This window comes from Microbacterium aurum, from assembly GCF_016907815.1.
In the GTDB taxonomy this organism is placed as follows: domain Bacteria; phylum Actinomycetota; class Actinomycetes; order Actinomycetales; family Microbacteriaceae; genus Microbacterium; species Microbacterium aurum.
The window spans coordinates 109,103-128,341 of sequence record NZ_JAFBCQ010000001.1; the positions used below are offsets into that span (position 1 = coordinate 109,103).

Consider the following 19,239-nt stretch of genomic DNA (forward strand, 5'->3'; position numbering starts at 1 on the left):
TGTCGGCTCAGACGCCGAGGATGTGGATGACGTACTCGCGGCGCAGGGGTCCGTCGAACTCATCGAAGTAGATGGTCTGACGCGAGCCCATGACGAGCGAGCCGTTTTCGATCGGGAAGCACACCTGCATCCCCGTGAGGTGGCTGCGCTGGTGCGAGACCGAGTTGACCGCCATCTGGCCGTCGCTCGGCAGGAAGCGCTGGTGACGGTAGTCGCCGATCTCGGGCGCCAGGCGCTCGAGCATCGCGACGAGGTCGTCTTCGACGTCCGGAAGACCCTCGTTCACCGAGATGCCACTGGTGGTGTGCATCGTCGTGATGTAGACGATGCCGTCCGACACGCCCGACTCGCGGACGGTGTCACGCACCACGTCAGTGATGTTGATCACCTCCACGTCTCGCAGCGTGTCCAGCGACTTGCGCACGACGATGGAGTTCATCGGTTGCCCTTTCGGTTCATGATCCGCTCGGCATTGCCGCCGAGGATTCTCTGCTCGGTCAGCGGGCGCAGCTCGAGCATGCGGATGCCGCGCGCGACGCGCTTGGGGTCGACCCGCGGGTAGTCGGATGCGAAGACGATCTGGTCGCGCAGGCTGGCCTCGACGACATCGGTGCCGATCTGCTCCGCGAACACCCGCCGCACCGACGATTCCGGCCGCCCGCCCCATAGCACCGCCGTGTCCAGCAGGATGTTGCGGTACTTGATCGCCATCGCCAGCGCTTCGTCGACCCACGGCCAGGCGCAGTGCGCGATCACCACGTCGAGCTCAGGGTGGCGCTGCACGATCTCCTCGAGATCGGTCGGACGCGAGGCGCCGGTACGCGCGATCGGCGCCCAGTTGAGTCCCATCTGCACCGTGACGGGGATCTGCAGCTCGTCCGCCGCGGCGAACAGATCGAGCACGGCGTCGTCAGCGAACGAGAACGACTGCAGCGCCGGGTCGAGGTTCAGTCCCGCGAGTCCGAGCTGCTCGACGGCGGTGCGAAGCCGCTCCGCAGCATCCGCGGCCGAAGGGTCGACCGACGCGAATCCGAGCAGACGCCCGTTCCCCTGCTCGACGAGCTCAGCGATGCTCTCGTTACGGGCGATCACCGTGCCGTGAGCGCTCGTGCAGTCGAGCGTCGAGAGCACCGTCTGATCGACGCCGGCCTCGTCGAGCTGGTGGATCAGCGTCGTCAGAGGCTGGGTCGCGCAGTAGAAGCCGAACACGTCACGGACGGCAGCCCGAGCCTCCGGAGAGCGTTCGAAGAACTCCTCCGTCTGCACGGGATACGTGCGGAAATCGATCACGGTCATGAAGATGCACCTCTCATATGGGGAAGGGGTCAGACGAGGTCGGAGCGACGCGGATAGCGGTCCTCCGCACGCTCGACGAAATGTGCGGCGGCGGCCGAAGCGAACTCCATGGCACCCGCGAGGGGGCGGCCTTCGCCGAGCGCCACCAGCAGGGCGGCGTCGTAGGTGTCGCCGGCGCCGACCGCGTTCGCCGCGCGGACCCGACGTGTCGGCACGGTGTGCACTGCGTCGTCGATGAGGGTCGCGGACCCTGCGGCACCTCGCTTGACGACGACGTGTCCGCGGGTCGCGGCGTCGAGCATCCGCAGCGCGTCCTCGACACGGTCGGCGCCCGTCACCGCGACGGCCTCGTCCTCGTTGGGAAGGTAGAGATCTACGAGTGCGAGCAGCTCGAGCGACTCCGCACGAGTCTTCGCGGAGTAGCCGTTGGGATCCCAACCTGGGTCGAAGACGACCCGCGAGTCCGCGGCGGCTTCGCTGAAGACGGCGGCGAGATCTGCGGCCGTGAGTCCGGGAGTGTTCGAAGTTCCCGCCACAATCGTGAAATCCGCACGTGTCATGGTGAGAAAGTCGAGGAACATCTCGCGTGTCGCGAGTGCCGAGACACCGAGGTCGGAGACGAACGCCCGCTCTCCGTCGGCGCGGATGAGGGCGATGGTGAGTCCTGTCCGTCCGGGCACGGCGTGGACGCCGGAAACGTCGACGCCCACTCGACCGAGCTCATCGCGCAGCTGGGCGCCGTCGGCATCGTCGCCGACGACACCGCACACGGCCACTGTCGCACCCAAGTGACCGAGGGCCGAGGCGATGTAGCCTGCCTGGCCCGCCACGAGAAGCGAGCGCGATTCGCCCAGGGTTTCGCGCCCCCACTGCGGGAGCTCGTCGACACCGGTCAGCAGGAGATCGTGGTTGAGGTTGCCGAGAACCCGCACCCGCGTGCGCTGGGATCCGTTCATCTCACTCCGCTCATCTGACTCTTCAACTACTTGTCTGATGATTGGACGCTATCGAAGGATGACCTTGAAGGTCAAGTCCCGATTCCGCCACCGACCCGCAGACGTCGGAGGAGCTCGGGCAACTGGCTCATGTCGTCGAACACGTGAGTGCGATCCCCCGTCGGGAGCCTGCCGGGCTGCGTGCTCCGGGCGAACGCGAGGACGAACATGCCGGCCCGCTGCGCGGCGAGCACCCCGAAGGGGCTGTCGTCGATCGCGACGCACCTGTCCGGTGGAACGCCGATCAGGTCTGCCGCCTCCAGGTAGACGTCAGGCGCCGGCTTGCCCTCAGCGACGTCGTCCGCACTCACGATGCTTCCGTCCAACTGCGCAAGCAGTCCTACGATCTCGAGACTCAGCCGGATCCGCGCCTGTGTGCTGTTCGAAGCGACAGCAGTGGGCAGGTCGATTCCGGCGACAGCGGAGTGGATGCCTGGCACGGCGGTCAGCGCCGCATGCAACTCGCGCTCGAGCCAGCCTCGATAGGGGTCGTCCCACCCCGGCTCGAGACGGCGGCCGATGTTCCTCTCGACCTGCTCGACGTAGAACTCGTGGGAGCATCCCGTCAGCAGCTCGCCCAGCACGTCGAGCTCGACGTGCCAACCGAGATCCGCCACGACTCGCTGTGTGACCCGCATCGACAACGGCTCGCTGTCGACGAGCACCCCGTCGCAGTCGAAGATGACGCCTTCGATCCCGCCGCCGACCACCGAAGTCGATGAAATCACGCCTGCGCATCCTCTCACTTGCCCAACTTGGTCAGTCAACCCAGATAGTTGTCCGACATTTATCCTACCTGCGTTGAGCCGACTGCTCGCCGTCACGGCGGAACGGGAGAACCGCGCCGACGCGCCGCTGATTCCCAGAAACCTCCCGCGATGCCTCGCTCGTGCGACTGGCGCCCCTCGGAGCCACCCGCGAACCGGTGATCCAGCGACAACGCGTTCGCCCATCCGGAGTCGCCCACGTGTCGCCGAGTGATCGAGGGCGCACGGCATCGGATATCCCCGAGCCGCAGCCGGAACTCGAGCCCGCGGAGGACTGATCAGCGGAGCCCGCTGTACGGTCGCCCGATGGCCACCGTACAGCGACCCGCGACCACTGTCACCGATGTCCTGATACAGGCGCCCGGCATTCGACTTCGAGACCCGAGAAACGCGCTGAGACCACGTTCTTTCTCAATTCTTTCTCGTTTGGCCGTTTCGGGCAAGAGAGAACCCCCGCGATCCCAGTGTTTTCAAGGGATCTGCGGGGGTTTCAGGTGGCGGTGACGGTGGGATTTGAACCCATGTATCGCGAGCGCAGTCGCCATCGCTTCAATGCCGTGACCGCATAATCCCGCGGTTCGACCTCGTTCCCGGTTCCACTCGCCTCCCTTCATCTGCGTTCGTCTTTACCCACGCGTGTACCCGCTTGAGATATCTCTACGAGACCCCGCGCTAAGTCTCATGTTGACCCATCGCCTCCGATGGCACCTTCCCGCGGATACTGATAGCTCGTACACGATCCCTGCTCCGCCAAGCCGACCACCCGTTCTCCGATGCGCGGACCGGATCCGTCGGCCGCCTGGCTGATGACGACTCCCGCGACGTCCTGACCGGGCGCCCACCCCTTGTCTCGGGACGCGAGGAGACTCAGTTCACCTCGGTTGACCGTCGAGGCGCGGACGTCGATGACGGCCTCCCCGGATGCGGGCGCCGGTTCCGGCGCTTCGATCTCGACGAGGCGGCTCGAGTCGAGTGTCTCTACGACGAAGCTCTTCATGCTTTACTCCTTCCTCATTCGGGAACCGGTTCGGCGGTGGCCGACTCGGGCAGGTGTGGGGTGGGTGGGTGGCGCGTCGCCCAGGCGCCGCGGGGTGGCGTCTCAGCCACTTCGGTGGCGTGAACCTAGGGGGTGAGTCGCCCGCCGATGCCGCCGTCCGGGATGATCGCCTGGATCTCACGACCGTGCGCTGACGTCCCCTCTACGAGCACTGCTCGTTTGAGGATCACGAGGGGCCGCTCGGCGCCGTCGGTCACGGAGCGCCGGGAGCGCCGGCCACTTCTGAACCGCACTGTAAGTTTCGATCATGACGCCCGAAGGAATTGCTGCTCTTGTTTCGGCGGGCGCTGCTGTGATTGCACTCTTCGCCGCGCTCTTCGCTTGGCTGCAGCGACCGAAGCCAAACCTGCAGCTGTCCCACTTCGTCATTGATGATTCGGCGTGGCACAGCGAGTCTGACGTGGTCCGGGTGAAGGCGATCGTCGTGAATCACGGCGACGCACCCGCGCTGTCCGTGACGCTGTGGCTTCGAAAAGAAGGAATGCCGCGCCGTTGGATGCGAACGTCGGCGGCGGACTACTGGGCAGCGATCTACCCGGGCGAAGCAATCGCCTACACGACGCACACGACGTTGAACCTCTGGCGGCCGAAGAAGGATCTGTTTGTCAGCGGAGCTGGAGGGTTCGCCAAGTTCGACGGCGCGAAGCTACGCGCAAGGAGGCTCGGGAAGTTCCACGTCCCGATGTGCAAGACCTGGGACCTGGATCGTCGCCACCGACGCCAAGGACGCTCGACCCGAGACTTGCCGACCCTGAATGACAACTAGTCCCGGGAGGGTAGCACGGGCCTTGACCCCGGATCGTGGACACGGTGTCATTTCGGTTATGCCGCTTCCGTGAGGGTAGCTGATCTCGCGGCCGCGTAGGTGTTCTCGTAGCTGTTCGGGGTGATCTGGCCGATCGCGGAGTGGCGTCGGCGCGTGTTGTATCGGTTCGTCCACCGGAACACGGCCCGGTAGGCGGTGGCTTGATCGGGGAACGCCGACGCGCCTTGGAGGAGCTCGCGTTTGAGCGCGGCGTTGAAGCTCTCGGCCAGCGAGTTGTCGGCGCTCGTGCCCACCGCGCCCATGGACTGGGTCACCTTGAGCTGCTCGCAGAGTGCTGCGTAGGCTTTCGACGCGTAGACCGAGCCGTGGTCGCTGTGGAGCACTGCGCCGGCCAGCGATCCGCGGTCGCGGTGCGCGCCGCGGAGAGCGCCTTCGACGAGTTCGGTGCGCATGTGGTCGGCGACCTGCCAGCCGGCGAGCTTGCGCGACCCGAGGTCGATGCAGGTCGCCAGATACAGGTTGCTGCCGTCCGCGATGGGGAGGTAGGTGATATCGCCGACATACCTGCGGTTCGGCTCCCCGGTGCTGAAGTCCCGCCCGATCAGGTCGGGGAACTTCCGTCCGGACTGGTCCGGGATCGTGGTCTTCGGGAATGCTGAAGCTTTGGTTGACTCTGGGACTGCTTTGATCTGAAGGTTCGGGGCGGGAAGGATGAAGTCATGCCGGTGAAGTTTTCGGAGGAGTTCAAGCGCGACGCGGTCGCTCTGGTGCTCACGCAGGGAATGTCGCAGAAGCAGGTCTGCGCGGATATGGGGATCTCGAAGTCGGCGTTGCAGGCGTGGGTGCGTAACGTCGAGCTGGCCGGCCGCGGGATCGCGCCGGCGGCGTCGAGCGATCGGGACGGGCAGCGTGAGCAGGCGAAGATGCTCAAGCGGATCCGCGAGTTGGAGATGGAGAACGAGATCCTCCGGAAGGCCGCGGCGTATCTTTCGCAAGCGAACCTTCGGATCGGTGCTGCGTCCCCAAAATAGTGTTCCCGCTCGTCCGTGAACTGGCTGCGGCCGGCGCCCCCGTGAGGGTGTCGGTCGCGGTGGCGTGCAGGGTCCTCGGCTTCTCCAAGCAGGCGTACTACCAGTGGCTGGCCAATCCGGTCAGCGATCGCGACTGGGACGAGGCGCATCTGATCAACGCTGCCCGGGACGTGTGGGATGAGGACCGTTGTCAGGGGTACCGGCTCATCTCCGACGAACTCGTCGACGACGGCTGGCAGGTGTCTGAGCGTCGCGTGTGGCGGGTGTGCTCGCAGGAGGGCATGTTCTCGGCCGCGCACCGCCGCAAGGGCTCTCGGAAGCATCGCCGGCCGGGTCCTGCCGTGCACGACGACCATGTCAGACGTGACTTCACCGCCGACCGGCCCAACGAGTTGTGGCTCACCGACATCACCGAACACCGAACCGGTGAGGGCAAGGTGTACTTGTGCGCGGTCAAGGACGTGTTCAGCAACCGGATCGTGGGCTACTCGATCAGCGACCGGATGAAGGCCCGACTGGCCGTTGACGCGCTCACCGACGCGTTCCACCGGCGCGGTAAGCCAGCCGGGGTGACGGTGCATTCCGATCGAGGCAGTCGATTTCGAAGCCGTAGATTCCGGCGTGCCCTTCGACACTTCGGGCTGCGCGGATCGATGGGCAGAGTCGGCGCATGCGCGGACAACGCGGCCATGGAGAACTGGTTCAGTCTGCTGCAGAAGAACGTCCTCAACCAGCAGCAGTGGACCACCCGTGACGAGCTTCGCCTCGCGATCGTGTACTGGATCGAGGCACGCTACCACCGATGCCGCCGTCAACGAAGACTCGGGAAGTTGACGCCCATCGAGTTCGAGACCATCATGAAACACCCCGCCTGCCTGGCGGGATAAGGAAACGAGTCAACCAAAGGCTCAGCATTCCCGAGCGTGTAGTTCTTGACGCCCTCAGCGGCACCGATCGTGATGATCGCCGCGGCCAGGATCGGCGCGAACGCGCTGGGGATCTTCTGCGCGAACTGGACGACGGCCATGTAGCGGCCTGCTTCGCTGCGGTCCGGCAGGATCGCCATGACGATGGCCTGGTCGACGGCGCCGAACGCGGCGAGAGCGAGATTCATAAGGACTGCGCCCACGATCAGGGTGGGGACCGAATAGGCGGTCGCTTCGACGATCGCGCCGGCGGCGAACAGTCCGGCGCCTATCCCCACGAAGAGCTTGCGGCGTCCGAGTTTGTCGGACAGCCATCCGCCGCCGATCGCGCCGATGACCGCGGCGGCGATGCCGAGGAGCCCGATGATCGCCACCAGCCCGGCGATCTCCGCAGTGGGAAGGCCGATGGTGGATGGCCTTCGGATTCAGGCGCTCCTGGACCCGACGCGCGAAACGCTACCGCTGCTCGAGACATTCATGCGCCTGATCGCCACACCCGAAGACTCGTAGCCCAGTACGGGCTACGGTGGGGCGCATTCCCCGGTAGATTTTCCGGCCGAATCCGCGTGATTCCGGCTCCAACGTCCGTGCGTAGGCTACTCACGCCCTCGGAGGCTAGATCCCCATCTATGGCATCGATTCCGCCATCCCCGACTGCGCAAAGGCGATTGGTGGAGCGTCCAGTTCAAGCGTCCCGGCAGACGTGGACCCGAATGCGATACGATACGAGTCGGACCTGAATAAGGTGCTTCGCCTGCGAGAGGACCCCGAACCGTGGCCAGTGAGATAGCGCCCAATGATGCCGTCGTGGTGGCCTACCGGCGGACCGCCTTCGGCAGAGCTCAGAAGGGCTCGTTCGCAGGTGAACGACCGGAGGATCTCGCGCTGACGGCAGTCCGCGCCGTGCTCAGATCAATCCCCGAGGCAGACCCTCCGAACTTCGACGACTTCTACCTCGGGACCGCCCTGCCCGAGGGCGCCCAGGGCGACAACGCCGCCCGCCGTGTGGCGGTCTACGCGGGATACGACAGCCTGCCGGGCGCGACGATAAACCGCTTCTGCGCTTCTTCCCTGCAAGCCATTGCCGGCGCGGCTCGCGCGATCCGCGCGGAAGACGGCGACGCCTTCCTCGTCGGCGGGATGGAGTCGACTTCCACGACTCCCCCGAACTCGACGAACGTCTATCCGGGCTCAGAGGTTTCTGCCCTCCGTGTCGACGCGATCTTCGCGGCCGGCGAAGAATGGAGCGATCCTCGATCGGAGGGACTCACGCCAGACGTCTACGTGTCGATGGGAAAGACGGCGGAACTGGTCGCCCGACTCACCGGCACGACCCGTCACGAGCAAGACGAATGGGCGCTGCATTCACAGGCGCGCGCGGCCGCCGCGATTGACGCCGGGTTTTTCGACCGCGAGATCGCCCCCCACACACGCCGCGACGGGAGCAGCGTGAGCGCCGATGACGGACCGCGTCGAGGGACCACGATGGAAGGGCTCGCCGCCTTGAGGCCCGTGTTCCGAGAGGGCGGCACAGTGACCGCGGGAAATGCGAGCCCTCTCAACGACGGAGCCTCGGCCGTGGTCCTGATGAGCGCCTCGCGCGCCTCGGAACTCGGCCTGACTCCGCTCGCGCGGATTCTCGGTTCGGCAGCCACCGCGATTTCGCCCGAGGTCATGGGCCTGGGGCCGATCACCGCAACACAGAAACTGCTGTCCCGGCTCGAGCTCAGCATCGGCGATATCGATCTCATCGAGCTGAACGAGGCATTCGCCGCGCAGGTGGTGCCGGTGGTGCGTCAACTCGGGCTCGACCCGGAACGCGTCAACGTGAATGGCGGTGCGATCGCAATCGGGCACCCGTTCGGCGCAACCGGCACCCGGCTGGTCGGCACGCTGATCAACGCGTTGCACGACCGCGGCGGGCGCCTGGGACTCGCGACGCTGTGCGTCGGCGGTGGCCAGGGCATGGCTCTCGTGCTCGAGCGGCTGGCGTGAGGATGGGCATGATCGACCCCTTCGTGCTTTCGCTCATCTCGGATGAGCCCGCGATGGACTGGTTCGGGCTGAATGTCGAGCAGGCTCACGAGGGGAGCGCCGTCGTGACGGTCAGGGTGAGCGCGGACCAGGTCAACGCGAGTCGCGCGACACACGGCGGCGTGGTGTTCGCGGTAGCCGATCAGGCCTTCGCCATGGCGGCGAACACCGTCGTGCACTACGCCGTGACGGCGGATGCCGCAATCCAGTACCTGTCTCCCACGAATGCGGGCGACGTTTTGACTGCCACCGCGCGGACGTCCTTCCGCGACGAGCGGCGCGTCGTGATCGACGTGGATGTCACCAGCCGCGACCGGACGATCGCCCTGTTCCGCGGAACCGCACGAGCGGGCCGGCGGCAATGACGCGTCCGGTCCGGTTTCCCTGAGGCGACCGGACCGGACGACCACGATCAGGCCCTCGTGCGTCCCTTCACGAACTCGCTGTCAGGCAGGTCGGTGACCGGCAGGCCCGACGCGACGAGGGCCTGGCGCGCCTGCTTCATCAGGCGATCGGGGATGCGCGGGGCGGGAGCGCGGAGGGCCCCTCCGTTAAAGCCGGCGAGCCACTCCTGATACTTCCAGCCGGTGCGGTTGATGACGGTGGTGCCTACTGCAGAACCGGTAAGGATCGCGGTGTTCGCCGCACGTGCGGGGGCAACCTGCCACCACAGCTTCATGGCTTCCTCCCACTGTCCGGACCGCGCCAGTTGGAAGGCGCGGGGGAAGTAGTCGCTCATCCAGTTCGAGTTGCTCGTACCGGAGAACTGGAAGTCCAGAACCGACATGAGTGGAATCGTCTCGCCCTCGATGGGGCACGAGATGATGACGTCCTCGCCGAAGTGGTGATACATCTCCATGATTCCCCCGATGCTGGGGTAACCCTGCTCGGCCTTGATGGCCACGATGTTGGGGATCTCATCGAGCACGTGCCGCACCCACGACACCGGCATCCCCGCGTTGTCGATCCGCTCGAAGCCCCACGCGGGCAGGCCGAAGAGCATGACGCCGAGATCCGTGGAATCGGCGAGCTGCTTCGTGTAGTCGAACACCTCGTCGAGCGAGGTCGGCCAGAAGGCGGTCGGGTACGACAGCAGTACGCTGTCGACGCCCTCGTTCTCGGCAAGCGCCAGGGCGTGGATGTTCTCTTCGAGGGTGTTGAACGCCGCGTGGAAGAACAGCTGGAAGTCGGCTCCTCCGGCATCGCGGGCGATGGCCGTCACCCGCGCGTTCTCCTCCGGCGTGATGTTCAGCTCGGCGACGAGCAGCGTCCCCGCGAAGCCGAGCTCTTTGAGCTTGAGGATGTCGTGGCGGATCGCGTTCTCGTTGATCCGGGCGAAGTCCGCCGAATAGGAGGGCATAGTCACCGCAATGGCGCCCTGCCAGTGCTCCTTCGCCCATTCGCGGGCTTGGCTCTTCGTGTAGTCGACCATGGGGATTCTTGCTCCTCTACTTGCGGGTGGTGACAATGCCGACGGGCAGCTCTGTGCCGATGCCGCGCAGACGGGCGAGGTCGACGAGGGCCTCTGCCACGACGATGTCCTGCAGGCCCGCGCCGGTGGATTTGTAGATTCGAATGCCGCGCTCGAGGTCCACGGCGCGGTCTCCGAGCAGCACATCGTTCAGCGATGCGGTGAGCCTGTCGACGTCGACGCCGGCGGCGCGTGCGGCGATCATGTCTCCGCTGCCGTGCAGCACCTCCTCAACGCCGTCGACGACGACGAGGGATGCCCGGGCGATGAGTTCGGCCGGGAGCTCGCGCTGAGCGGGCGTCGTCGAGCCGATCGAGACCACCGTGGCGTCCTCGCCGACCCAGTCCGCCTGGAGGGTCGGGCTCTCGTCCCGCGACCGTGCGGCGCACAGCACGAGGTCTGCTCCAAGGACGGCGCGCTCGGCCGAGTCGACGGCATCCACCGGCACTCCGAGGCTCTGTGAGAACGACTCTGCGAAGGACTCTCGGTTCACCTGCGTCGGGCTGAACACGGCGACCGAAGCAAATCGGGTCACGAGGGAAAGCGCGATCGTGTGGGATTGCGCCTCGAAACCTGAGCCGATGATGCCGACCTTGAGTGGCCGCTTCGGTGCGATGACCTCGGCGCCGACCGCGGTGGTCGCCGCGGTACGCAGGCCCGTGACGCGATTGCCGTCGACGAGCGCGACGAGGTCGGCCGTGTCCTTATCGAACAGCGAGATCAGGTAGCTGACACGCAGGCCGTCGGCGAAGGACCCGTTGATCGATTTCGCTCCGAACAGGTTCCCGCTCGCGGGAACGGACGGCATGACCCGCATCCACTCGCGGGTGCTGTCGGCGAAGATCCTTCCCGGGTTACGTCGGTCGTCGACCGGCGCCGAGTAGGCCTCGCGAATGGCTGCGATGGCGCGGGGAAGATCGGACAGTTGCGCGACATCCGCATCGGTGAGGAAGAGGGGCAGACGTGCGGGAAGCTCGGCTTCCGTGCTCACAGGTCACTCCTTCGTGATCGTCGTGGTGAACGTGCGAGGGGAAACATATTCTGCACGGTACGTTTCGTATCTATTTTTAACTATACTCCTGAACGGTACACATTTCGACGAGGAGATGAAGATATGGCGATCGCGACAGTGAACCCGGCGACGGGAAAAACGGAGATGATCATCGAGCCGCACAGCCGCGAGGAGGTCGACCAGCGGATCAGCGAGGCTGCGTCCGCCGCGGAACTTCTTCGGCAAACGAGCTTTGCGGAGCGCGCCGAGTGGATGCGGGCTGCCGCAGCGATCCTCGACGACCAGGCCGAAGGACTCGGCGAGCTCATCACGGTCGAAATGGGCAAGCCCATCGCGCAATCGGTCGCCGAAGTGCACAAGTGCGCCAAGGCGATGCGCTTCTACGCCGAGAATTCGGAGCAGTTCCTCGCCGATGTGACGCTGGCAGACCCGTCGACGGTGTCCGCATCCCGCGCCTGGACGCGCTACGAGCCGCTCGGAGTCGTGCTCGCGGTCATGCCGTGGAACTACCCCCTGTGGCAGGTCATCCGCTTCGCGGCACCCGCGCTCATGGCGGGGAACGCGGGCCTTCTCAAACACGCCTCGAACGTGCCGCAGTCCGCACTGTTCCTCGACACACTGTTCGAACGCGCCGGCTTTCCCGTGGGCTCATTTCGCGCGCTTCTGATCGGCGGCGCTGAGGTCGGAGCGGTCATCGCGGACCCCAGAGTCACGGGGGTGACGCTGACGGGCTCGGAGCCCGCGGGACGTTCGGTGGCGGCGATCGCCGGTGATCACGTCAAGAAGGCGGTCCTCGAACTGGGCGGCTCAGACCCGTTCGTCGTCCTGGCTTCGGGGGACGTCAAGGCCGCCGCGGCAACCGCCGTCCGCGCCCGCATCAACAACAACGGCCAGTCTTGCATCGCCGGCAAACGCTTCATCGTTCACACCGACGTCTACGACGAGTTCGCGGCGGAGTTCACGAACCTGATGTCTGCCCTCCGGGTGGGCGACCCCCTCGACCCTGCCGTCGAGGTGGGGCCGGTCGCCACCGAGTCAGGGCGCAATGACCTGATCGAGCTCGTGGAAGACGCCCGCGCCAAGGGCGCGACGATCCTCACCGGTGGCTCGGTGCCCGACCGGCCCGGCTGGTACTACGAGCCGACGGTGATCGCGGATCTGCCCGACGACGCCCGACTCGTCCAGGAGGAGACTTTCGGCCCCGTCGCCTCGCTCTATCGGGCAACGGACAACACGGACGCACTCCGCATCGCGAACCAGACCACCTTTGGCCTCTCGAGCGCGGTGTGGACGAATGACCCCGAAGAGGAGGAATGGTTCGTCGCGAATCTCGACGCGGGCGCCGTGTTCATCAACGGAATGACCGTGTCGTACCAGGAACTCCCCTTCGGTGGCATCAAGCGCTCCGGGTTCGGCCGCGAGCTCGCCGCAGTGGGGCAACGTGAGTTCTGCAATCTCAAGACGGTCTGGAAGGCATAACCTGACTGCAGTTCGTTCAGAGTGACGGCTTGGCGCGCGAGAGGGGGCAGACGACGGCCCCATGGCAGCGACCGATTACAACCTGTTGAAGCCCCTGCGCGCACTGCTCGAAGAGCGGAGCGTCACCCGGGCGGCAGCGCGGCTACACGTCTCGCAGCCGACGATGTCGAGCTTTCTCTCCCGTCTGCGTGCCCACTACCAGGATGTGCTCCTCATCCGCCGGGGCAACCAGCATGTCCTGACGCCCCTCGGTGAACGACTGCTCCTGGCCCTGCCGCAAGTGATCGCGGAGACCGACCAGATCTTCCGGCTGCAATCGCGCTTCGACCCGGTGACCAGCACTCGGTCCTTCTCGATCGCCGGGGTGGATTACGCGGTGGCTCGGATCGCGCCCGCCCTGACGAGAATCGTCGAGCGTGAAGCGCCGAATGTGCGCTTCGAATTCCCCACGGTCGACGCACGGCTCGTTAGCGGCCTGCCCGAGTCGATGCGAGCGCTCGACGCGGTGATCCTGCCACACGGCTACATCTTCGATCTCCCGCACATTGACATTCCCGTCGAACGCTGGGTCTGCTTGGTCGACGGCGCATCGGGGATTCCCGAACGGCCCACGAAAGACGAACTGCTCACGCGGCCCTGGGTCCAGAACCTAGCGGCCCGAGAAGGCATGAACCCCGCACGAACGCAACTGCAGTTCCGCGGCATCGACATCTCCGTCGCAGCGGTGACCCCGCACTTCTTCGTCATGCCGTCACTGGTTCTCGGCACCGATCGGATCGCAATCGTGCCGGAGCGCATGGCAGTGATCGCGATCACGATGCACCCGCGTCTGAGAATGGTCATCCCCCCGCTCGATCTCGACCCCGTCCACGACGCCTTCTGGTGGTCGGCTGACCGCGAACATGACGCGGAACACGTCTGGCTCCGGCAGGTGCTCACGCGGGTCGCGGCCGAGGTCATCTGAATTTCCGATAGAGGCTATGCCATTCTCGCCATTCCTTTATGGCGGGCCGGCGGCCAAGCTGAAGAGGAACGGGCAGGAGTATCATTCGATACGAACCGTACTGAACACGAAGGAGTGTTTGTGAGCATCGATGTCGACGTCGTCGTGATCGGGGGAGGCCCGGTCGGGTCCACCGCACTGGCTCTCTGCGGCAGGGCAGGGCTCACCGCAATCGGATTCGAGAAGGATTCCGACCTGTGGCCCACCGCGCGTGCCGTCCACTTCGACGGCGAGACCATGCGCACGCTGCAGGGCCTGGGTATCGCGTCGCGCTTTCAAGAGGTCGTCATTCCGATGAAGGACGTCGAGATCGTCAATGAGGCCGGCGAGGTTTTGGTGCATGCTCCGACCGGAGGGATCGGCGAGCAGGCCTGGAACGACCACATCAGTTTCCACCAGCCCGACATCGAGCACCTGATCCGCGAGGTCGTCTCGGACACCCCCGGCATCGAGCTGCGCTGCGGCGTGCGCGTGACGTCGGTGGTGAACGTCGAAGGCGGCGTGGAGGTGACAAGTGTCGATGCGCGCGGGATCGAGTCCACGACGCGCGCACGCTGGGCGATCGCCGCCGACGGTGGGCGCTCCGAGATCCGGCACGCGCTCGGTATCTCGACAGACAAGTACGGAGCGGACGCCCAGTGGCTCGTCGTCGACGGTCAGCTGGTCGACGCACCGGGATATGACGCGGATATGGTCCAATTCGGACGCCACACCCGACCCGCGCTGTGGCTGAGGCTCCCCGGCGACCGCGTCCGTATGGAGTTCATGCTCATGCCCGACGACGATCCCGAAGAGATCGTCACTCCGGCCGCGGTCGAGCGGCTCAGCCGTGGCGTGCTGCCCGCCGACAAGTTCACGCCCGACCGCCAGGCGATCTACACCTTCCGCGGACGGATCTCGCAGCGGTGGCGAAGCGGCGACATCTTCCTCGCTGGTGACGCGGCCCACCAGGCGCCCCCACTGTTCGGCCAGGGCCTCTGCGCGGGAATTCGCGATGCCGCCAACCTCGTCTGGAAGCTCGATCTCGTACGCCGCGGTATCGCCGACTCTTCGCTCCTGGACACCTACGAGAACGAGCGCAAGCCGCACGCGACGGCCTGGGTGGAGACGGCCGCCAATCAGGCCGTGATCATCCAGACCACGGATCCCGATGTTGCGCGCGGTCGCGACGAGTACATCAGGGCCAACCCTGGCGCGACAGCGGTCCCGCCGCCCCCGGCGCTCGGGCCTGGCCTGCACTCGGGGAGCACCGACCCGCGCGCCGGCCACCTCGGACCGCAGCCGATCCTCGCGGACGGAACCCGCCTGGACGACATGGTGGGCGCCCACTTCCTGGTCGCCGCGAACCGTTCCGTATACGAGGCCCTTCCGCGCGCGACCAAAGTCGCCCTCGACGAGGACGACGACACCGTCACACTGCTGGATCCCGCGAAGGTGGATCAGCTCCTGACACGCGTCGGCGCCCCCGCGGTGGTCCTCCGACCGGATCACTACATCCTCGGCACCGCCGACTCCGCGACCGCACTGGATCGTCTCATCGGGACCATCCCATCGATCGCACATGCCACCCAACTCACCTCTGAATCGCGCTAGGAGTACGCAATGTCATTCCGTCCGATCACCCATATCCGCCACTTCGACATCGCCGTCCCGGACTTCGACAAGCAGGTCGAGTTCTACAAGAACCACTGGGGTCTGACCGTCCAGCACGATGACGGCAACGTCGTCTACTTCGCCGCAGAGGGATCGCCCGAGCAGTACGTGACCCGCGTGCGCCGCTCGGCCGACAAGCGCCTCGACCTCGTCGCATTCGGCGCCGCCGACCGGGAGTCGGTGGACACCCTGGCGCACAATCTGGCGAGCACCGGCGTCAAGCTCGTCTTCGAGCCCACCGACCTGCAGACACTGGGCGGGGGGTACGGTTTCCGCTTCTTCGACCTCGAAGGGCGCACGATCGAGGTGTCGACCGATGTCGAGGTCCGAGAGCACCGCAAGATCGAGGAACGGGAGTCCATTCCTGTGCGCCTGTCTCACGTCGTCCTCAATTCCGCCGAGCCGGAGAAGATGCGTGACTGGTACGAGCGCAACCTCGGCTTCCGGCTGTCCGACACCCTCAACCACCCGCACGTCGGCGACCTGTTCTACTTCATGCGCTGCAGCACGCAGCACCATTCGATGGCGATCGCCCGCGGACCGCACGCATCGCTCCAGCACGCGTCTTTCGAACTGCGCGGCATCGACGAGTACATGCGCGGCAGCGGCCGGATCATCCGTGCTGGCTACCGCAAGATCTGGGGACCGGGGCGCCACCGCGCCGGCGACAATACGTTCACCTACTTCGTCGACCCGAACGGCAACACGATGGAGATGACGACCGAGCTCGAAACGATCGAAGAGGATACCTGGCATCCCCACATCTACGACGTCCAGGAACCAGAGACCTCCGACCAGTGGGGGACGGGCGGCGACATGGACGAGTTCATCACCAAGGAGATGTTCAACGACTCGGACAACAAGAGCCTGTACGTCGCCCCCCCGGTCTGATCGGCGGCCCCTGTGGATTCCTTCGCCATCGCCTCCCTCGAGCTAGACGGAGTCGAGATCCCCGTCGTCGTCGCCGGTGACGACGTTTACGACATCCGTGATGTACTGCCCGCGGTCCATCGAACCGGTGACCTGTTCACCGAGTGGGACGCGAACCTGGACCGGATTGCGGAGCACATCGTCGACGGAGCGCAGCCTCTGGGCTCCTTCGAAGCACTGCGGACGTCAGTCGCCGCACGCGTGCTGCCCCCCGTGCAGCCGGTCGGCCAGGTCATCGCCGCCGGCGCGAATTACCGCGAGCACATCATCCAGATGAGCGTCGCTCACGGCCTCGGCTCCGACGGCGCCTCGCCCGAACTGCTGCGAGACGAAGCGGCGGCGGAAATCGACGAGCGGGTTCGCTCCGGTGATCCGTACGTCTGGACCGGTATCCCCTCGGCCGTCTCGGGTGCGTACGACGACATCCCGCTGCCCGACGTGGGGACAGACGTCGACTGGGAACTCGAGCTCGGCGTGGTGATCGGCCGCACGGCCCACCGCGTGTCGGTCGACGACGCCCTCGACTACGTGGCCGGCTACACGATCGTGAACGACCTGACTGCCCGATCGCTCGTGCCGCGCAACGACATGGCGAAGATCGGCACGGACTGGTTCCGCGCCAAGAATCAGCCCGGATTCTTCCCCACCGGTCCGTTGCTCGTGCCCGCGCGGTTCCTGCCCGACCCGACGGCGTTCCAGATGCTACTCACGCTGAACGGGCAGGTGATGCAGGATGCCACCACCGACGATCTCGCATTCGACGTGCCCGCTCTGCTGAGCTACGCGTCGTCGGTCGCGATCCTGCAGCCGGGCGACATCCTCATCACCGGGTCACCCGCGGGAAACGGCTCGCACTGGAAGCGATTCCTGCGAGGCGGTGACCTCGTGGAGTCGACGATCTCGGGCCTCGGAGGCCAGCGCAACCTCGTGCGCAGTCCGAGCGGCGTGCTTCCCCCGTGGCAGGCTGGCCGGCCATGACCCTCCGACAGAGCCAGTTCGTGCCGCCGGTGCCGCTCATCGTCGCGCGAGAGTGCGGACTACTCGCCGGCATCGGCCTCGAAACGAGCCGCACCACGGGGAGCCCCGCGCAGCTCACTGGGCTGCTCGCGGGCGACATCGACATCGCGATCACCTCCATCGACAACCTGTACGCGTGGACTGCCGCCGGAGCCGACCTGCGGCTCGTGGCGCAGGTGGAGGCGACCACCCCGCTCGGCGTCTACGCGAGACCCGCGGCGGATCGACTCACGGATCTCGGGGGAAGCCGGTTCGCGGTGGATGCCGCCACCAATGGCTTCTCGCTCGTGGCACGGTACCTGCTCGGCCGCGAAGGCGTCACCGTCGACTACATCGAGGTCGGCGGTGTCAAAGAACGTCTCGACTCGCTGCTCGCCGGCGATGTGGCCGCCACCCTGCTCGGGCCGCCGTTCGATGCGGCGGCGCGGGACGCGGGGGCGACGCTGCTGGCGACGGTGGCCGAGACGCTGCCCGCATTTCCCGGGCAGGGACTCATGGTGCCATCTGAGCTCATCGGCTCGGACGAACTCACGGCCTACCTGCACGCGCTCGGTCTGGCTGTGGACGCCGGGGAGCGAATGACGCATGCCGAGGGCGAGGGACTGCTCGAGCGCGCCGGCTTCGGCGCGGCAGCCGCGGCGACCTGGGCGACCCGCCCGCGTACGCTGGAAGTCGATCCCGACGGGCTGACCCTGCTTGCCGAGATCCGGTCCCATCTCGGGCTCATGCCGCCCGGCATCCGGCTCGAAGATCTTTACGACCCCGCACCGCTGCGCCTGGCGGCGTCACGTCTTCCGACTCGATGAGGAGTCACATGTCCCACCTGACCGCGCTCGACACCCGCCGTGTCGCGCCCTCGGATCGCCCGGACTACTGGTCTACCGGGATCGCCGAGCGCTTCTTCCCCATGCAGGTCGACACGAGTGCCAGCCCGTCGTTCGACGCGCGCCTCGTGTCCGGCGCGGTCGGCCCCATCGCCGTGGGCGCGATCCAAGGTCGCCCGCACCGGGTCGTGCGCACACAGAAGATGATCGCCGTCGCAGACCCGGAGAGCATCCTGCTCTACCTCCTCATGCGGGGAAGCGTCCGCCTCGAGCAGGACGAGCGCAGTTGCCTGCTGCGCCCGGGAGACATGGCCTGTCACGACACCTCGAAGCCCTCCACCTTCGAGGGACAGGAAGCATTCGAGGTGCTCATCTTCAGCGTCCCACGCTGGTTCATCGGGGTGCGCGCGGAGAGCATCGCGCGCCGCAGCGCCACGCGCCCCGCACGTGCGGGCGCGTCACTCGCCGGTCTCGCCGCCCCGTTCCTCGCCGGGATCGCCCGCACGGCCGTCGAGGGCGATGGGCTCTCCGGCATCGAGTCCGAGGGCGCAGCGGAGATGATCCTGCCGCTGCTGCGCAATGTCTTCGGGGAAGAGACGCCCTCCGAGACGCTTGCACCGTCGAGTGCGCTCCTGGCCCGCATGCAGCGGTACGCGATCGAGCATCTCCACGAGCCTGATCTCGGACCGGAGCGGCTCGCGGGAGCCCACTTCGTGTCGACGCGATATGTTCACAAGCTGTTCGCGGCCTCGGGCACAGGCGTGTCCGAGTGGATTCGCGATCGCAGGCTGGAGGGAGCCACCGCCGAGCTGCGTGAATCGCCCGGCACCGCCATCGCCGTCGTGGCCGCGCGATGGGGGTACCGCAACCCCGCGAGTTTCAGCAGGGCCTTCCGCGACCGGTACGGGTGCGCGCCGCGGGAACTCCGCGGCATGCGCCAGTCCGCCTGAGGCGCCCCGCCGGCTTGAGCAGACGGGA

General features: G+C 66.4%; 21 protein-coding genes and 1 pseudogene. 12 read left to right on the forward strand and 10 right to left on the reverse strand.

The window, feature by feature from the left end; translation table 11 throughout:
- Positions 1 to 7 precede the first annotated feature (7 nt).
- The 6 genes from JOD60_RS00500 to JOD60_RS16945 all read right to left on the reverse strand — a co-directional run bounded on the left by JOD60_RS00500 (position 8) and on the right by JOD60_RS16945 (position 4,312).
- Positions 8 to 439 (reverse strand): secondary thiamine-phosphate synthase enzyme YjbQ, encoded by a 432-nt coding sequence (locus JOD60_RS00500; RefSeq protein WP_076691755.1) that lies wholly within the window; start codon positions 437 to 439, stop codon positions 8 to 10.
- Positions 436 to 1,296 carry an amidohydrolase family protein gene (locus tag JOD60_RS00505; protein WP_076691756.1) on the reverse strand — a complete coding sequence of 287 codons (861 nt, stop codon included), beginning with the start codon at positions 1,294 to 1,296 and terminating at the stop codon, positions 436 to 438. The genes JOD60_RS00500 and JOD60_RS00505 overlap by 4 nt, the downstream gene beginning before the upstream one ends.
- Before the next feature lie 29 nt (positions 1,297 to 1,325).
- Positions 1,326 to 2,252 (reverse strand): carbohydrate kinase family protein, encoded by a 927-nt coding sequence (locus JOD60_RS00510; RefSeq protein ID WP_076691757.1) that lies wholly within the window; start codon positions 2,250 to 2,252, stop codon positions 1,326 to 1,328.
- A gap of 71 nt (positions 2,253 to 2,323) precedes the next feature.
- On the reverse strand, positions 2,324 to 3,019 hold the full coding sequence (locus tag JOD60_RS00515; RefSeq protein ID WP_198159079.1) for an HAD family hydrolase: 696 nt from the start codon (positions 3,017 to 3,019) through the stop codon (positions 2,324 to 2,326).
- Positions 3,020 to 3,737: 718 nt separating this feature from the next.
- Complete coding sequence (locus JOD60_RS00520; protein WP_076691759.1) at positions 3,738 to 4,055, reverse strand: alcohol dehydrogenase catalytic domain-containing protein; 318 nt, start codon at positions 4,053 to 4,055, stop codon at positions 3,738 to 3,740.
- 125 nt (positions 4,056 to 4,180) lie between these two features.
- Complete coding sequence (locus tag JOD60_RS16945; RefSeq protein ID WP_269746938.1) at positions 4,181 to 4,312, reverse strand: hypothetical protein; 132 nt, start codon at positions 4,310 to 4,312, stop codon at positions 4,181 to 4,183.
- A gap of 50 nt (positions 4,313 to 4,362) precedes the next feature.
- Between JOD60_RS16945 and JOD60_RS00525 the strand changes: the two genes are divergently transcribed.
- Entirely contained in the window at positions 4,363 to 4,881 is a 519-nt protein-coding gene (locus tag JOD60_RS00525; RefSeq protein ID WP_157127988.1) for a hypothetical protein, read from the forward strand.
- Between the two features lie 56 nt (positions 4,882 to 4,937).
- On the opposite strand, the pseudogene JOD60_RS00530 reads toward JOD60_RS00525, so the two are convergent.
- A pseudogene (locus tag JOD60_RS00530) lies at positions 4,938 to 5,528 on the reverse strand (IS3 family transposase); the annotation flags it as partial.
- Between the two features lie 72 nt (positions 5,529 to 5,600).
- On the opposite strand from JOD60_RS00530, the gene JOD60_RS00535 reads away from it, so the two are divergent.
- A protein-coding gene (locus tag JOD60_RS00535) for an IS3 family transposase (protein ID WP_372431318.1) occupies positions 5,601 to 6,799 on the forward strand; the annotation gives its coding sequence in 2 pieces (ribosomal slippage) (positions 5,601 to 5,870 and positions 5,873 to 6,799; 1,197 coding nt in all).
- Here the strand turns inward: JOD60_RS00535 and JOD60_RS00540 are convergent.
- Complete coding sequence (locus tag JOD60_RS00540) at positions 6,724 to 7,212, reverse strand: MFS transporter (RefSeq protein WP_076691762.1); 489 nt, start codon at positions 7,210 to 7,212, stop codon at positions 6,724 to 6,726. The two genes, JOD60_RS00535 and JOD60_RS00540, sit on opposite strands and share 76 nt — an antisense overlap.
- On the opposite strand from JOD60_RS00540, the gene JOD60_RS00545 reads away from it, so the two are divergent.
- From JOD60_RS00545 to JOD60_RS00555, 3 genes are all read left to right on the forward strand, one after another.
- On the forward strand, positions 7,202 to 7,348 hold the full coding sequence (locus JOD60_RS00545; protein ID WP_157127990.1) for a hypothetical protein: 147 nt from the start codon (positions 7,202 to 7,204) through the stop codon (positions 7,346 to 7,348). The genes JOD60_RS00540 and JOD60_RS00545 overlap by 11 nt on opposite strands.
- A 297-nt stretch (positions 7,349 to 7,645) precedes the next feature.
- Complete coding sequence (locus tag JOD60_RS00550; RefSeq protein WP_232321656.1) at positions 7,646 to 8,833, forward strand: acetyl-CoA C-acyltransferase; 1,188 nt, start codon at positions 7,646 to 7,648, stop codon at positions 8,831 to 8,833.
- 8 nt (positions 8,834 to 8,841) lie between these two features.
- The gene (locus JOD60_RS00555) at positions 8,842 to 9,237 is read left to right on the forward strand and encodes a PaaI family thioesterase (protein ID WP_198159080.1); all 396 of its coding nucleotides are present in this window, start codon (positions 8,842 to 8,844) and stop codon (positions 9,235 to 9,237) included.
- Positions 9,238 to 9,284: 47 nt separating this feature from the next.
- Here JOD60_RS00555 and JOD60_RS00560 read toward each other — a convergent pair whose 3' ends face one another.
- Together JOD60_RS00560 and JOD60_RS00565 are read right to left on the reverse strand one after the other, a co-directional pair.
- Positions 9,285 to 10,304 carry a dihydrodipicolinate synthase family protein gene (locus JOD60_RS00560; protein ID WP_076691764.1) on the reverse strand — a complete coding sequence of 340 codons (1,020 nt, stop codon included), beginning with the start codon at positions 10,302 to 10,304 and terminating at the stop codon, positions 9,285 to 9,287.
- Positions 10,305 to 10,320: 16 nt separating this feature from the next.
- Positions 10,321 to 11,334 (reverse strand): ornithine cyclodeaminase family protein, encoded by a 1,014-nt coding sequence (locus JOD60_RS00565; protein ID WP_084202077.1) that lies wholly within the window; start codon positions 11,332 to 11,334, stop codon positions 10,321 to 10,323.
- A gap of 123 nt (positions 11,335 to 11,457) precedes the next feature.
- Between JOD60_RS00565 and JOD60_RS00570 the strand changes: the two genes are divergently transcribed.
- The 7 genes from JOD60_RS00570 to JOD60_RS00600 all read left to right on the forward strand — a co-directional run bounded on the left by JOD60_RS00570 (position 11,458) and on the right by JOD60_RS00600 (position 19,211).
- On the forward strand, positions 11,458 to 12,834 hold the full coding sequence (locus tag JOD60_RS00570) for an aldehyde dehydrogenase family protein (protein ID WP_076691765.1): 1,377 nt from the start codon (positions 11,458 to 11,460) through the stop codon (positions 12,832 to 12,834).
- 61 nt (positions 12,835 to 12,895) lie between these two features.
- On the forward strand, positions 12,896 to 13,798 hold the full coding sequence (locus tag JOD60_RS00575; protein ID WP_076691766.1) for a LysR family transcriptional regulator: 903 nt from the start codon (positions 12,896 to 12,898) through the stop codon (positions 13,796 to 13,798).
- A 120-nt stretch (positions 13,799 to 13,918) separates the two neighbouring features.
- Positions 13,919 to 15,430 carry a bifunctional 3-(3-hydroxy-phenyl)propionate/3-hydroxycinnamic acid hydroxylase gene (locus tag JOD60_RS00580; RefSeq protein WP_076691767.1) on the forward strand — a complete coding sequence of 504 codons (1,512 nt, stop codon included), beginning with the start codon at positions 13,919 to 13,921 and terminating at the stop codon, positions 15,428 to 15,430.
- Between the two features lie 9 nt (positions 15,431 to 15,439).
- A complete protein-coding gene (locus tag JOD60_RS00585; protein WP_076691768.1) occupies positions 15,440 to 16,381 on the forward strand; it encodes a VOC family protein in 942 nt (313 codons plus the stop codon).
- 12 nt (positions 16,382 to 16,393) lie between these two features.
- Positions 16,394 to 17,398 carry a fumarylacetoacetate hydrolase family protein gene (locus JOD60_RS00590; protein ID WP_076691769.1) on the forward strand — a complete coding sequence of 335 codons (1,005 nt, stop codon included), beginning with the start codon at positions 16,394 to 16,396 and terminating at the stop codon, positions 17,396 to 17,398.
- The gene (locus JOD60_RS00595) at positions 17,395 to 18,243 is read left to right on the forward strand and encodes an ABC transporter substrate-binding protein (RefSeq protein WP_076691770.1); all 849 of its coding nucleotides are present in this window, start codon (positions 17,395 to 17,397) and stop codon (positions 18,241 to 18,243) included. Before JOD60_RS00590 ends, JOD60_RS00595 begins: the two co-directional genes overlap by 4 nt.
- Positions 18,244 to 18,251: 8 nt before the next feature.
- Positions 18,252 to 19,211 carry a helix-turn-helix domain-containing protein gene (locus tag JOD60_RS00600; RefSeq protein WP_076691771.1) on the forward strand — a complete coding sequence of 320 codons (960 nt, stop codon included), beginning with the start codon at positions 18,252 to 18,254 and terminating at the stop codon, positions 19,209 to 19,211.
- The last annotated feature ends 28 nt before the right edge of the window (positions 19,212 to 19,239 follow it).

Excerpts from the sequence above, each read along its gene's own strand:
- JOD60_RS00500 (WP_076691755.1), bottom strand. The coding sequence starts at position 439 with ATGAACTCCATCGTCGTGCGCAAGTCGCTGGACACGCTGCGAGACGTG.
- JOD60_RS00505 (WP_076691756.1), bottom strand. The coding sequence starts at position 1,296 with ATGACCGTGATCGATTTCCGCACGTATCCCGTGCAGACGGAGGAGTTC.
- JOD60_RS00510 (WP_076691757.1), bottom strand. The coding sequence starts at position 2,252 with ATGAACGGATCCCAGCGCACGCGGGTGCGGGTTCTCGGCAACCTCAAC.
- JOD60_RS00520 (WP_076691759.1), bottom strand. The coding sequence starts at position 4,055 with ATGAAGAGCTTCGTCGTAGAGACACTCGACTCGAGCCGCCTCGTCGAG.
- JOD60_RS00525 (WP_157127988.1), top strand. The coding sequence starts at position 4,363 with ATGACGCCCGAAGGAATTGCTGCTCTTGTTTCGGCGGGCGCTGCTGTG.
- JOD60_RS00545 (WP_157127990.1), top strand. The coding sequence starts at position 7,202 with ATGATCGCCACCAGCCCGGCGATCTCCGCAGTGGGAAGGCCGATGGTG.
- JOD60_RS00555 (WP_198159080.1), top strand. The coding sequence starts at position 8,842 with ATGATCGACCCCTTCGTGCTTTCGCTCATCTCGGATGAGCCCGCGATG.
- JOD60_RS00560 (WP_076691764.1), bottom strand. The coding sequence starts at position 10,304 with ATGGTCGACTACACGAAGAGCCAAGCCCGCGAATGGGCGAAGGAGCAC.
- JOD60_RS00570 (WP_076691765.1), top strand. The coding sequence starts at position 11,458 with ATGGCGATCGCGACAGTGAACCCGGCGACGGGAAAAACGGAGATGATC.
- JOD60_RS00575 (WP_076691766.1), top strand. The coding sequence starts at position 12,896 with ATGGCAGCGACCGATTACAACCTGTTGAAGCCCCTGCGCGCACTGCTC.
- JOD60_RS00585 (WP_076691768.1), top strand. The coding sequence starts at position 15,440 with ATGTCATTCCGTCCGATCACCCATATCCGCCACTTCGACATCGCCGTC.
- JOD60_RS00595 (WP_076691770.1), top strand. The coding sequence starts at position 17,395 with ATGACCCTCCGACAGAGCCAGTTCGTGCCGCCGGTGCCGCTCATCGTC.
- JOD60_RS00600 (WP_076691771.1), top strand. The coding sequence starts at position 18,252 with ATGTCCCACCTGACCGCGCTCGACACCCGCCGTGTCGCGCCCTCGGAT.